The sequence below is a fragment of the Streptomyces sp. NPDC031111 genome (genome assembly GCF_055570675.1).
In genome coordinates, this window is the sequence record NZ_JBVIGS010000002.1 from 221171 (window position 1) to 233859 (window position 12689).

Consider the following 12689-nt stretch of genomic DNA (forward strand, 5'->3'; position numbering starts at 1 on the left):
CCGGCGCCCCGGGGGCCGGAGGCCCTCGCCGTACCCGCTCGGCGTCCGAGGGTTCGGTGAGCCAGTCGGCCGCGCCTGAGTCCCCGGCCGAGCCCTCGTCCGCGGAGGGCTCCGCGAGCCAGGCGGGGGAGGCGCGCCCCGACGCGGCCGGTACCCCGGCGCGTCGGACGCGCACCGCGTCCGAGGGTTCCGCGGGTCGGCGTGCCGAGGCGCCGGACGCGCCCACGGGAGCGGGAGGCCAGTCCGCCCCTGCCCCCACCGAGGGCCGACGCGACCGTAAGCCCCCGGCGGCTCCCCGCAGCGCGGACGCCCCCTGGCACCACGCCCGTCCCGCCTTCGACCGGCCCGAAGCGGCGGCCGATACCGAGCCGGCCGCCGACGAGGCGGAAACGCCGTCGGCTCCCGAGCCCGGTCCGGAGCCCGGACGCGGCGCCGGACCGGCCGTCGAGGCCGATTCCGAAGCCGCCCCCGGCCCTGGGTCGGCGTCCGAGCGCGGCCCGAATCCGGAGGCCGGTCCGGACCCTGACGCCGAAGTGGCCCCCGAGCCCCGCTCGGACCCCGGCTCGGAGCCCGACCGCGGCGACCCCGAGAACCCCACCCCCGAAGACCCCTCAGGAGGCCCGCGGTGAACGACGTGCTGGACGTCGCCCTGCGACTCCTGGTCGTGTTCGTCGTCTTCCTCACCTTCCCCCTGATCGTGGGTCAGACCGAGCACAAGGTGATGGCCCACATGCAGGGCCGCCTCGGCCCGATGTACGCCGGCGGCTTCCACGGCTGGGCCCAGCTCATCGCCGACGGCGTGAAGTTCGCGCAGAAGGAGGACGTGGTCCCGGCCGGCGCGGACCGCCGTATCTTCCAGCTCGCCCCCGCCGTCGCCCTCCTGCCGTACCTCCTCGTGCTGCTCGCCATCCCGATCGGCCCGGGCGAGGGCGCGGTCGGGCAGGTGCTGGACGCCGGCGTGTTCTTCGTCCTCGCCGTCATGGGCGTGGGCGTCCTCGGCTCGCTCATGGCCGGCTGGGCCTCCGCCAACAAGTTCTCCCTCCTCGGCGGCCTGCGCACCGCCGCACAGCTCCTCGCCTACGAACTCCCGATGCTGCTCACCGCCGCCTCCGTGGCGATGGCGGCCGGCACGGTCTCCCTCATCGGCATCCTCGACGCCTTCGAGTGGTGGTGGCTGCCCTGGCAGATCACCGGCGCGCTCGTCTTCTTCGTCGCCGGCCTCGCCGAACTCCAGCGCCCGCCCTTCGACATGCCGGTCGCCGACTCGGAGATCATCTTCGGCGCGTACACCGAGTACACCGGCCTGCGCTTCGCCCTCTTCCTCCTCGCCGAGTACGCCGGAATCGTCATCCTGTGCGGCCTGACCACCGTCCTCTTCCTGGGCGGCTGGCACGGCCCCTGGGGCGCCGACGGACTCGGCTGGGTCTGGACCCTGCTGAAGACCGCGATCCTCGCCTTCCTCGTCATCTGGCTCCGCGTCACCTATCCCCGCCTGCGCGAGGACCAGCTCCAGAAGCTCTCCTGGACCCTCCTCGTCCCCCTCTCCCTCGCTCAGATCGCCCTCACCGGCATCGTCAAGGTGGTGTTCCTGTAATGGCCCCCATCCCCGGCTCCGGCCTGGCCAAGGGCCTGGCCGTCACCCTGCGGACGATGACGAAGAAGTCCGTCACCGACCAGTACCCGGACACCCAGCCCGACCTCCCGCCCCGCACCCGCGGAGTGATCGGCCTGTTCGAGGAGAACTGCACGGTCTGCATGCTGTGCGCCCGCGAGTGCCCGGACTGGTGCATCTACATCGACTCCCACAAGGAGACCGTCCCGGCGGCGACCCCCGGCGGCCGCGAACGCAGCCGCAATGTCCTCGACCGGTTCGCCATCGACTTCGCCCTGTGCATGTACTGCGGTATCTGCATCGAGGTGTGTCCTTTCGACGCCCTGTTCTGGTCCCCCGAGTTCGAGTACGCCGAGACCGACATCCGCGACCTCACCCACGAACGCGACAAGCTCCGCGAGTGGATGTGGACCGTGCCGGCCCCGCCCGCCCTCGACCCCGGTGCCGAGGAACCGAAGGAACTCGCCGCCGCCCGCAAGACCGCCGACAAGCTGGCCGCCGCCCAGGCCGAACCGCAGGAGGAGGATTCGTGACCCTCGCCGCAGCCGCAGGAACGGCCGCGCACGCCACGACCACCGCCGCCGGAACGCACGGCTTCCTCTCCCCGACGGGCGTGGAGATCGCCTTCCTCCTCGTCGGCCTGGTCACCCTCGGGGCCGCCGTCATCACCGTCACCACCCGGCAGCTGGTGCACGCCGCCCTGTGGCTGGTGGTGGCCCTCGGTGGCCTCGCCGTCGAATACCTCCTGCTCACCGCCGAGTTCATCGCCTGGGTGCAGGTCCTCATCTACGTCGGTTCCGTCGTCGTCCTCCTCCTGTTCGGGCTCATGCTCACCAGGGCCCCCATCGGCCGCTCACCGGACGCCGACTCCGGCAACCGCTGGGTCGCCCTCGCCGTGGCCGTGGCCGCCGCGGCCGCCCTGGTGTGGGTGGTCGTGGACGCCTTCCGGACCACCTGGATCGACCTGGACGGCGCCCCCGCGGGCTCCACCGACGTGACCGGCGCCAGCCTCTTCCAGCACTGGGTCCTCCCCTTCGAGGCCCTCTCCGTCCTCCTCCTCGCCGCCCTGGTCGGCGCGATCGTCCTGTCCCGCAAGGCCAAGGCCGACACCGCGGCCGGCGCGGCGGACACCCGGCGCGACACGGAAGGGGCCCGCTGATGCACCTCGCCTATCCCGCCGTTCTGTCCGCCCTCCTCTTCTGCACCGGCCTGTACGGCGTCCTCGCCCGCCGCAACGCGATCCTCGTCCTGATGTCGGTCGAGCTGATGCTCAACGCCGTCAACCTGAACCTGGTCGCCTTCGACGTCTGGCTCAGCCGGACCGCCGAGGACACCCTGCACTCCGGGCAGGCCCTCACCCTGTTCACCATCGCCATCGCCGCCGCCGAGATCGGCATCGGCCTGGCGATCGTCCTCGCCGTGTACCGCAACCGCGGCACCTCGGACATCGACAAGCTTCGCGACACCGCCGAGGGCCACGACCCCGACGACCCCGACGGCGACGTCACCGGCCGCGAAGCCCCCGCGCCCCGGACGGCCGGCGAGAAGGCTGAGGCCACCGCGTGACCACGACCACCCTCGCCGTCCTCGTCCCCCTCCTTCCCTTCCTCGGCGCACTCGCCGGGCTGCTCCTGGGCCGCACCGCCCCCGGCTTCGTCCGCCCGCTCGCCGTCCTGCCGACACTCGTCTCCCTCGCACTGGCCGCCACGGTCGCCTGGCGCCAGGGCGGGGAACAGGCGGTCGACGCGGCCACCGAACTCACGCCCACCGGCTCGGTCCCGATCGAACTCGCCCTGCACATCGACGGCTTCGCCGCCCTCACCGCCGTCCTGGTCGGCGTGGTCGCCACCTGCGTACAGATCTACTCGACGGGCTACCTGCGCGACGACCCGCGCTACCCCTCCTACGCCGCCCTCGTCTCCCTGTTCACCTCCGCGATGCTCCTGGTCGTCTACTCCGGCGACCTGATGGTGCTGCTGGTCGGCTGGGAAGTCATGGGCATCTGTTCCTACTTCCTCGTCGGCCACTACTGGGAGACCCCCGAGGCCCGCGCCGCCTCCCTGAAGGCCTTCCTGGTCACCAAGCTCGGCGACGTCCCCTTCCTCATCGGCCTGTTCGCCCTGGCCACCGAAGCCGGGTCCTTCCGCATCACCCGCGTCCTCGGCGCCGTCGCGAACGGCGGCATCGAACACCCCACGCTGATCGCCCTGCTGCTCCTGGCGGGCGTGGCCGGCAAGTCGGCGCAGTTCCCGCTGCACACCTGGCTCCCCGACGCGATGGCGGGCCCGACCCCCGTCTCCGCGCTGATCCACGCCGCGACCATGGTCGCCGCCGGTGTCTACTTCATCGCCCGTCTCCTTCCGCTCTTCGAGGCCTCGCAGGCCGCGATGGTCGTCCTCGCCGTCATGGCCGCCGTCACCATGACCGGCTCGGCGCTGGCCGCGCTCGCCCAGGACGACATCAAGCGCGTCCTCGCCTACTCGACGATCGGCCAGCTCGGCTACATGACCGGCGCCCTCGCCGTCGCCGACCGCGGCGCCGCCGTCTTCCACCTCCTGTCCCACGGCGCCTTCAAGGCGCTGCTGTTCCTCGCGGCCGGCGTGATCATCCACGCCGCCGGCACCAACTCGCTGGCCGCCATGTCCCGCATGGGCCATCTGCGGGACCGCGTCCCCGACGCCTACTGGACGATGACCGTGGCGCTCCTCGCGCTCGCCGCGATCCCGCCGTTCAGCGGCTTCTTCTCCAAGGAGGCCGTCCTCGGGGTCGCCGAGCACGTCGTCACCGGCCACACCGAGCACACCCCCGCCGCGGCGGGCTGGCTCGTCCTCCTCGCCGGTCTGCTCACCGCCCTGCTCACCGCCGCGTACGCGATGCGCCTGTGGCTGCTGGCCTTCCGCGGCCACGGCACCGAAGCGCCCGACCACGGCAGGCAGCCGCTGACGATGACCGTGGTGCTGTGGGTGCTCGCCGTCCCGTCCCTCGTACTCGGCGGGTTCGCGTTCCGCGTCCTGCCCGACTGGTTCGACGGCCACGACCTGACCCCGACGCTCACCACCTCCGTGCTCGGCACGGGCGTGGCCCTGGTCGGCGGCATCATCACCTACGCCACCTGGCGGCACACCACCGCGCACGCCGCCCGCGTCCCCCTCGGCGCCGTCGCCGCCCACCCCGAGGGCGATGCAGGACTGGTCGAGGCGGAGGCCATCGCGAGCCACGAACCGGCCTACGGCGACATCGCGTACGCACCCGATCCGTCGGATCCCGGGCGGCTGCTCCTCGGCCCGCTGCACCGCCACGCGGCGGCCGGCTTCCACCTGGACGCCGTCTACTCGGCCCTCTTCGTCCGCCCCGTCCGGGCCGGCGCGAGCCTCGTGCGGTTCCTCGACCGCGAGGTCGTCGAGACCTACGTACGCGGCGCGGGCACGCTGCCCCGCTGGCTCGGCGCCGCCGTACGACGGGGCCAGACCGGCAATGTGCAGACCTACGTGAGCGCGCTGCTCGCCGGCACCGTCGTCCTCGCGGTCGCCGCCGTCCTCGTCGCCACGGGAGCGTGAGCAGGCGTGATCGATATCAACGAGTCCGTGATGCAGATCCTTCTGGCGTTCCTTGTCGTCGGCCCGCTCCTCGGCGCCGCCGCCGCTCTCCTGCCGGCCCCGCCCGGACTGAAGGGGAAGTCACCCGAGCAGGCCGTGCTCCGCCACGGCGTGACCGTCACCGGCGCGATCCTCGCCGCGGCGATCGTCCTCGCGCTCGGCTTCGACCACGACCAGCCGTCGAAGATGCAGGCCACGACCGACATCAGCTGGATTCCCGCACTCGACGTGCGGATCCACCTCGGCACCGACGGCATTTCCCTCCCCCTTCTCGTCCTGACCGCGCTGCTGACCTTCCTCTGCGCGCTCCACTCGTACTTCAAGCCGCCCGCGGGACCGTCCCCGAAGGCCTTCGTCGCCCTGCTGCTCGTCCTCGAGTCCGGCACCCTCGCGACCTTCGCCGTCCTCGACCTGATCCTGTTCTTCCTCGCCTTCGAGATGGTCCTCATCCCGATGTACTTCCTCATCGCCCGCTGGGGCGGCGAGGGCCGGGCCGAGGCCGCCTGGAGGTTCATCCTCTACACGCTGCTCGGCTCCGTGGTCATGCTGCTCGGCCTGCTCCTGATCGGAATCGAGGCGGGCACATTCGACATGGTGGCACTCGCCACTGACAACGGCCGGTCGCTGACCACATCCGTGCAGGTCATCGCCGTTCTGGCGATCGGGATCGGGCTCGCGGTGAAGACCCCGATGTGGCCGCTGCACAGCTGGCTGCCCGACGCCCACACCGCCGCGCCGACCGTCGGCTCGGTCCTGCTGGCCGGTGTCCTGCTGAAGATGGGTACGTACGGGTTCGTCCGGATCCTGCTGCCCGCCGCGCCGGACGGCTTCCGCACCTTCGCGCCCTACCTCGCCGCCTTCGCCGTCGTCGGGATCATCTACGGATCCCTCGCCTGCCTGGCCCTCGCCAAGCAGGGCGCGAAGGGCGACCTCAAGCGCCTCATCGCCTACTCCTCCGTCGGTCACATGGGCTTCGTCCTCCTCGGCATCGCCACCATGACCCCGACCGGCGTCAACGGCGCCCTGTTCGCCAACATCGCCCACGGCCTCATCACCGGCCTGCTCTTCTTCCTGGTCGGAGCCCTCAAGGACCGCACCGGCAGCACCGACCTCGACACCCTCGCCGAACAGACCGGCGCCGCCCTCTACGGCAAGGCCCCCCGCCTCGGCGGACTGCTCGCCTTCGCCGCCGTCGCCTCCCTCGGCCTGCCCGGCCTGGCCGGATTCTGGGGCGAGATGCTGGCGCTGTTCGGCGCCTTCGACCCCGCCGCCGGCCTCAGCCGCCCCGCCTTCCTCACCTTCATGGCGATCGGCGCCTTCGGCACCCTGCTGACCGCCGCCTACCTGCTGATCGTGGTCCGCAGGGTCTGCATGGGCGCCGCACCCCAGGACGCCCCGAAACTCACCGACGTGCGCTCCTACGAGTTCGCGGCCTGGACCCCGCTCGTCGTCCTCACCGTCGTCGCCGGGCTGTGGCCCCGGGCCCTCCTCGGGCTGACCGACCCGGCCGTGCAGCAGCTCCTCGCAGGAGGCACCCGATGAGCTCCCTCGTCCAGTCCGTCGACTGGCTGGCCATCGCGCCGCCCACCATCGCGGCGGTCGTCGGACTCGTCGTGCTCGTCGCCGACCTCTTCGTGAGCGACGCCAGGAAGCCGCTGCTCGGCTGGCTCTCGGTGGCCGGACTCGCCGCCGCCACGCTGATGCTGCTGCCCCTCCTCGACGCCGACCGCAGCACGTTCTGCCTGGTCGGCGACGCCGGCGTGTGCAGTTACACCGCCGACCGGTTCACCCTGGCCATCCAGTTCCTGGTCCTCGGCGGCGCCCTCCTGGCCGCCCTCCTGTCGGTCACCGCCCTCAAGGACGCGGGGAAACGGCTCCCGGAGGGCGAGTACTGGTTCCTGTTCCTCTCCTCCGCGGCCGGCGCCGCCCTCCTGCCCGCCTCCCGCGACCTCGCGACCCTCATCGTCGCCCTGGAGGTCGCCTCCCTGCCGGCCTTCGCCCTGGTCGGCCTGCGGCACGGCGACCGCAGGTCCTCCGAAGCGGCCCTCAAGTTCTTCCTCTCCTCCGTCACCGCGACGGCGGTCAGCCTGCTCGGCGTCAGCTTCGTCTACGCCGCCACCGGGACCCTCCACCTCACCCTGATCGCCGAACGCGTCCAGAACGTCGACGGACAGCTCCACACCCTCACCCAGACCGGCGTCGTCCTCACCCTCGTCGGCTTCGCCTTCAAGACCGCCGCCGTCCCCTTCCACTTCTGGGTCCCCGACACCTACGTCGGAGCACCCCTGCCGATCGCCGCCTACCTGTCGGTCATCGGCAAGGCCGTCGGCTTCACCGGCCTCGTCCTCGTCACCGTCGTCGCCCTCCCGTCGTACGCCGACGTCTGGGGACCCGCGCTCGCCGCCCTCGCCGCGCTCACCATGACCGTCGGCAATGTCGGCGCCCTCCGGCAGCAGGCCACGCGCGCGTACAGCGCGGTACGGCTCCTCGCCTGGTCGTCCGTCGGCCAGGCCGGCTACCTCCTGGTGCCGATCGCCGCCGCCGCGTACTCCGGCGACGCCGAGAAGTCGGTCGGCTCCACCGTCGCCTACGCCCTCATGTACGGCGCGGTGAACCTGGGCGCGTTCGCGGTGGCCGCACTCGTCGGCCGCGCGCACCGGCTCAACCGCGTCGCCGACTACCGCGGCCTGTACGCCTCCAGCCCGCTCACCGCGCTCCTCCTGGGCTTCTTCCTGCTCTGCCTCGCCGGACTCCCGCCGGGCATCATCGGCCTCTTCGCCAAGGTCACCGTGTTCTCCGCGGCCGTGGACGCCGGACTCGGCTGGCTCGCCGTCGTCATGGCCGTCAACGTCGTCATCGCGCTGGTCTACTACCTCCAGTGGACGGCCCTGCTGTTCCGCGCCCCCGAGGGCGAACCGGTCGAGCACCGACTCCCCGCCCCCGTCACCGCCGCGATGGCACTGACCGGCGTCCTCGGCATCGCCCTGTCCGGCGCCCCCCAGCTGGTCCTGCGCTTCACCGACACCGGACTCTTCTGACCCCCGGGCACGGGCCCGTTCCGGCACGCGCGCGTGCCGCCCCCGGCCCGCTCGGGGCGGCCGTCACCCGGACGGTTGACACGCGCCACCGCGCGCACAAGGGAACTAGTGCCCGTCGCCTGGCGTTGACCGGTACGGGAGGGTCCACTGGACGTGACACCACGAGACCAGTGGGCAGCGCAGGTCAGAAGGAAGATCAGCAAGCAAGGGTCCCCCTGAAGCACGATTTGGAGGGCGTACCGTGCACCGCCGGCACAACGGGCTCAGGACCGCAGTCCTCCTCGGGGGACTGTCCGCACTCATCATCGTCATCGGCAGCTTCTTCGGCCGCATGGGGCTCGTCGTCGCCGTCCTGATCGCCCTGGGCACCAACGCGTACGCGTACTGGAACAGCGACAAGCTGGCCCTGCGCGCGATGCGCGCCCGACCGGTGAGCGAGTTCGAGGCCCCGGGCCTGTACCGCATGGTCCGCGAGCTCTCCACCCAGGCCCGTCAGCCCATGCCCCGCCTGTACATCTCCCCGACGGAGGCCCCCAACGCCTTCGCCACCGGCCGCAACCCGCGCAACGCCGCCGTGTGCTGCACCGAAGGCATCCTGCGCCTGCTCGACGAGCGGGAACTGCGCGGTGTCATCGGCCACGAGCTCAGCCACGTCTACAACCGCGACATCCTGATCTCCTCGGTCGCCGGCGCCCTCGCCTCCGTGATCATGTTCCTGGTCAACTTCGCCTGGCTGATCCCGATCGGCCGCTCGGACGACGACGACGGCCCCGGCATCCTCGGCATGCTGCTGATCATGATCCTGGGGCCGCTCGCCGCGTCCCTCATCCAGTTGGCCATCAGCCGCTCCCGGGAGTACGAGGCCGACGCCGCCGGCGCCCAGCTCACCGGCGACCCGCTCGCCCTCGCCGGTGCCCTGCGCAAACTGGAACACGGAACCAAGCAGCTCCCGCTGCCCCCCGAGCCCCGCATCGAGACGGCCAGCCACATGATGATCGCCAACCCGTTCCGGCCGGGCCAAGGGCTCTCGAAGATGTTCTCCACCCACCCGCCGATGACGGAACGCATCGCCCGGCTCGAGAAGATGGCAGGTCACCAGTGAAGACCATCCTGAATCTCATATGGCTCGTCTTCAGCGGATTCTGGCTGTTCCTCGGCTATCTGCTGGCAGGCCTGCTGTTGTGCGTCACGATCATCGGTATCCCCTTCGGCGTGGCCGCGTTCCGTATCGGTGTCTACGCCCTGTGGCCCTTCGGGTACACGACGGTGGAGCGCCGGAGCGCGGGAGCGCCGTCCTTCGTCGCCAACGTGCTGTGGCTGCTCCTCGCGGGGTGGTGGCTGGCGCTCGGCCACATCATCACCGGGATCGCCCTGTGCGTGACGATCATCGGAATCCCGCTGGGGATCGCCAACTTCAAGCTGATCCCGGTGTCGCTGGTCCCGCTGGGTCGGGAGATCGTGCGGACGGACCGGCCCTTCACCGACACGGCGCGCTGGTAGGGCGGAGGCCGGCCCCGCCGGTCACGTCCGGACCCCGGCGTTGTCCACAACCCGGGAGTTGTCCACAGGCCCGCACGACTGTCAGTGGCGGCCCGCATGATGAACCCATGACCGAGCACGAGCAGTTGCTGACACAGGTGGCGGACAAGGCCCGCGACACCCGCCCGTGGGGCTGGCCCTCCCTCCCCGACCCCGTCGACGCGGCCACACTGGCACGCGCCGAGGCCACGCTGGGCTTCGCCCTGCCACCCCTGCTCGCCGAGCTCTACCTGCGCATAGCCGACGGCGGCTTCGGTCCCGAGTACGGTCTGCTGCCCCTCATGGACAGCGCGCCCTCCGGTGAACCCGCCGCCGTGGCCCAGTACCTCGCCAACCGCGCGAGCGGCCGTGAGGACCCCGACTGGGCCTGGCCCGAGGGGGTGCTGCCGATATCCCACTGGGGCTGCGGCATGTACGCCTGCGTCGACTGCCGCTCACCCCGGGCCACCGTCCTCCTCTTCGAACCCAACCCGGGCGACCCCGACCTCGCTTGGTACGTCGACGCCCCCGCCCTCACGGACTGGCTCCACTCCTGGATCCGGGGCACGGGCTGGTACGAGGAGGAGAACGAGGGGACGGACCTGGCCCCCTGGACCGGCTTCCGCGGACCCGCGACACCGGCACCCGCGCCGACACCCATACCGGCGCCCTGACCGCGCCCGCCGCGCCCGAGGACCCCGCAACCCGCGCCACCCGCCACGGCTACCGGCTGCCGCCGGCCGCCCTCGACCGCCGCACACCGTAGGCCACCGCACCCAGCAGCAGCACGCCCGCGCCCACGGCCACCGAGATCCACGGCAGCGAGAACGCCAGCACCAGGCACCCGGCGAGTCCCACCGCCGGCACCAGCCGCACAGCCGGCCGCGAATCCAGCGTCCAGGCCGAAGCGTTGGCCACCGCGTAGTACGTCAGCACACCGAAGGAGGAGAAACCGATCGCACCCCGCACATCCACCGTGGCGGCCAGGACGGCGACCACCGCGCCCACCGCCAGCTCCGCCCGGTGCGGCACCTGGAACCGCGGATGCACGGCGGCGAGGGCACCCGGGAGATGCCGGTCCCGGGCCATGGCCAGCGTCGTCCGCGAGACCCCCAGGATCAGGGCGAGCAGCGAACCCAGCGCGGCCACCGCCGCACCCACCCGCACCACCGGCACGAGCCCGGGCATCCCAGCGGCCCGCACCGCGTCCGCCAGCGGCGCGGTGGCGTCACCCAGCCCCGTCGACCCCAGTACCGAGACGACAGCCACCGCGACAGCCGCGTACACCACCAGCGCGATGCCGAGGGCCAGCGGGATCGCCCGTGGGATGGTGCGTGCCGGATCCCTGACCTCCTCGCCGAGGGTCGCGATACGGGCGTACCCGGCGAAGGCGAAGAACAGCAGACCGGCCGCCTGAAGCACCCCGCCGGCCCCGCCCGAGAGCCCGATGTCCAGCCGTCCGGCATCGGCCCGCCCCGACGTCAGACACACGACCACCACGGAAGCGAGGACAGCCAGGACCACGGACACGATCGCCCGCGTCAGCCAGGCGGACTTCTGGACACCGCCGTAGTTGACCGCGGTCAGCGCCACCACCGCGGCGACCGCCACGGCGTGCGCCTGCCCCGGCCAGACGTACGCGCCCACGGTGAGCGCCATCGCCGCGCAGGAGGCGGTCTTCCCGACCACGAACGCCCAGCCCGCGAGGTAACCCCAGAAGTCCCCGAGCCGCTCGCGCCCGTACACGTACGTGCCGCCCGAGGCCGGGTACAGGGCGGCCAGGCGCGCCGACGACGTGGCGTTGCAGTAGGCGACCACCGCGGCCACCGCCAGACCGAGGAGCAGCCCGGAACCGGCCGCCTGCGCGGCGGGGGCCAGGGCGGCGAAGATCCCGGCGCCGACCATCGAGCCGAGACCGATGACCACGGCGTCACCGACGCCGAGCGTGCGCCGCAACTCGGCACCGGACTTCTGTGTCATGGCGTCGCACCCTACCGGCCGAGTGCAACCGCCACGTGTACGGGTGACGTCTGTCAAGGTTGCGGGAACAGCGGGAAAGGGCAGGTGCACGGCATGACGATCATCAGCTGGATCATCCTGGGACTGTTGGCCGGAGCGATAGCCAAGTTCCTGCTGCCGGGCCGCGACCCGGGCGGCCTCATCGGCACGACCCTCATCGGCGTCGCCGGCGCGTTCATCGGCGGCTGGATATCCGCCCGTTGGCTCGACCACCCGATCAGCAAGGACTTCTACGACGGCACCACCTGGGTCGCCGCGATCGGCGGCTCGCTGGTCCTCCTGATCGCCTACCGCATCCTGTTCGGCCACTCGCGCGACTGACGCGGGGGGTGGGCACCGCCCGGGTGCCCACCCCCTCTCGTCCTCTCGTCCGCGTCCGGCCTACCGGTAGTTCACGAACTGCAGTGCGAAGTCGAAGTCCTTGCCCTTGAGCAGCGCGATGACGGCCTGAAGGTCGTCGCGGCTCTTGGAGCTGACCCGCAGCTCGTCGCCCTGCACCTGGGCCTTCACACCCTTCGGGCCCTCATCGCGGATGATCTTCGCGACCTTCTTCGCGTTGTCCTGGGAGATGCCCTCCTCGATCGACGCGAAGATCTTGTACTCCTTGCCCGAGAGCTGGGGCTCACCCGCGTCCAGGGCCTTCAGGGAGATGCCCCGCTTGATCAGCTTGGACTGGAAGACGTCGAGGACAGCCTTCACCCGGTCCTCGGAGTTCGCCTCCATGAGGATCTTCTCCCCGGACCACGAGATCGAGGCACCCACGCCCTTGAAGTCGTAGCGCTGCGAGATCTCCTTGGCGGTCTGGTTGAGGGCGTTGTCGACCTCCTGCCGCTCGACCTTCGAGACGATGTCGAAACTGGAGTCGGCCATGTCCTGTGGCTCCTTGTATCGGGGTGCGTATCGGGC

The 12689-nt window shown here is 71.6% G+C and carries 13 protein-coding genes; 11 read left to right on the top strand and 2 right to left on the bottom strand.

The window, feature by feature from the left end; all coding sequences use genetic code 11:
• Window positions 1-625: 625 nt before the first annotated feature.
• The 10 genes from ACZ470_RS04695 to ACZ470_RS04740 all read left to right on the top strand — a co-directional run bounded on the left by ACZ470_RS04695 (window position 626) and on the right by ACZ470_RS04740 (window position 10438).
• On the top strand, window positions 626-1594 hold the full coding sequence (locus ACZ470_RS04695; RefSeq protein WP_468424415.1) for a complex I subunit 1/NuoH family protein: 969 nt from the start codon (window positions 626-628) through the stop codon (window positions 1592-1594).
• Window positions 1594-2145 (top strand): NuoI/complex I 23 kDa subunit family protein, encoded by a 552-nt coding sequence (locus ACZ470_RS04700; protein ID WP_468424417.1) that lies wholly within the window; start codon window positions 1594-1596, stop codon window positions 2143-2145. Before ACZ470_RS04695 ends, ACZ470_RS04700 begins: the two co-directional genes overlap by 1 nt.
• Entirely contained in the window at window positions 2142-2771 is a 630-nt protein-coding gene (locus ACZ470_RS04705; RefSeq protein ID WP_468424419.1) for an NADH-quinone oxidoreductase subunit J family protein, read from the top strand. The genes ACZ470_RS04700 and ACZ470_RS04705 overlap by 4 nt, the downstream gene beginning before the upstream one ends.
• Window positions 2771-3178 (top strand): NADH-quinone oxidoreductase subunit NuoK, encoded by a 408-nt coding sequence (gene nuoK, locus ACZ470_RS04710; RefSeq protein ID WP_468424421.1) that lies wholly within the window; start codon window positions 2771-2773, stop codon window positions 3176-3178. The genes ACZ470_RS04705 and nuoK overlap by 1 nt, the downstream gene beginning before the upstream one ends.
• Window positions 3175-5169: an NADH-quinone oxidoreductase subunit 5 family protein gene (locus ACZ470_RS04715; protein ID WP_468424423.1), complete on the top strand. Its 1995-nt coding sequence runs from the start codon at window positions 3175-3177 to the stop codon at window positions 5167-5169. The genes nuoK and ACZ470_RS04715 overlap by 4 nt, the downstream gene beginning before the upstream one ends.
• 6 nt (window positions 5170-5175) lie before the next feature.
• On the top strand, window positions 5176-6750 hold the full coding sequence (locus tag ACZ470_RS04720; RefSeq protein WP_468424425.1) for a complex I subunit 4 family protein: 1575 nt from the start codon (window positions 5176-5178) through the stop codon (window positions 6748-6750).
• Window positions 6747-8246 (top strand): NADH-quinone oxidoreductase subunit N, encoded by a 1500-nt coding sequence (locus ACZ470_RS04725; protein WP_468424427.1) that lies wholly within the window; start codon window positions 6747-6749, stop codon window positions 8244-8246. Before ACZ470_RS04720 ends, ACZ470_RS04725 begins: the two co-directional genes overlap by 4 nt.
• A 241-nt stretch (window positions 8247-8487) precedes the next feature.
• Window positions 8488-9348, top strand: coding sequence for a zinc metalloprotease HtpX (htpX, locus tag ACZ470_RS04730; RefSeq protein ID WP_468424429.1), 861 nt, complete (start codon window positions 8488-8490; stop codon window positions 9346-9348).
• Complete coding sequence (locus ACZ470_RS04735) at window positions 9345-9746, top strand: YccF domain-containing protein (RefSeq protein WP_468424431.1); 402 nt, start codon at window positions 9345-9347, stop codon at window positions 9744-9746. Before htpX ends, ACZ470_RS04735 begins: the two co-directional genes overlap by 4 nt.
• 107 nt (window positions 9747-9853) lie before the next feature.
• Window positions 9854-10438 carry an SMI1/KNR4 family protein gene (locus ACZ470_RS04740; protein WP_468424433.1) on the top strand — a complete coding sequence of 195 codons (585 nt, stop codon included), beginning with the start codon at window positions 9854-9856 and terminating at the stop codon, window positions 10436-10438.
• 49 nt (window positions 10439-10487) lie between these two features.
• On the opposite strand, the gene ACZ470_RS04745 is transcribed toward ACZ470_RS04740, so the two are convergent.
• Entirely contained in the window at window positions 10488-11744 is a 1257-nt protein-coding gene (locus tag ACZ470_RS04745; RefSeq protein WP_468424435.1) for an APC family permease, read from the bottom strand.
• Between the two features lie 93 nt (window positions 11745-11837).
• Between ACZ470_RS04745 and ACZ470_RS04750 the strand changes: the two genes are divergently transcribed.
• A complete protein-coding gene (locus tag ACZ470_RS04750) occupies window positions 11838-12104 on the top strand; it encodes a GlsB/YeaQ/YmgE family stress response membrane protein (protein WP_468424437.1) in 267 nt (88 codons plus the stop codon).
• A gap of 60 nt (window positions 12105-12164) precedes the next feature.
• Here the strand turns inward: ACZ470_RS04750 and ACZ470_RS04755 are convergent, their stop codons facing one another.
• Window positions 12165-12653: a YajQ family cyclic di-GMP-binding protein gene (locus ACZ470_RS04755; protein WP_024883143.1), complete on the bottom strand. Its 489-nt coding sequence runs from the start codon at window positions 12651-12653 to the stop codon at window positions 12165-12167.
• Window positions 12654-12689 lie beyond the last annotated feature (36 nt).

Bases quoted from the DNA above. Each gene is read 5' to 3' on its own strand.
- ACZ470_RS04700 (WP_468424417.1), top strand. From the start codon at position 1,594: ATGGCCCCCATCCCCGGCTCCGGCCTGGCCAAGGGCCTGGCCGTCACC.
- nuoK (WP_468424421.1), top strand. From the start codon at position 2,771: ATGCACCTCGCCTATCCCGCCGTTCTGTCCGCCCTCCTCTTCTGCACC.
- ACZ470_RS04725 (WP_468424427.1), top strand. From the start codon at position 6,747: ATGAGCTCCCTCGTCCAGTCCGTCGACTGGCTGGCCATCGCGCCGCCC.
- ACZ470_RS04740 (WP_468424433.1), top strand. From the start codon at position 9,854: ATGACCGAGCACGAGCAGTTGCTGACACAGGTGGCGGACAAGGCCCGC.
- ACZ470_RS04745 (WP_468424435.1), bottom strand. From the start codon at position 11,744: ATGACACAGAAGTCCGGTGCCGAGTTGCGGCGCACGCTCGGCGTCGGT.
- ACZ470_RS04750 (WP_468424437.1), top strand. From the start codon at position 11,838: ATGACGATCATCAGCTGGATCATCCTGGGACTGTTGGCCGGAGCGATA.
- ACZ470_RS04755 (WP_024883143.1), bottom strand. From the start codon at position 12,653: ATGGCCGACTCCAGTTTCGACATCGTCTCGAAGGTCGAGCGGCAGGAG.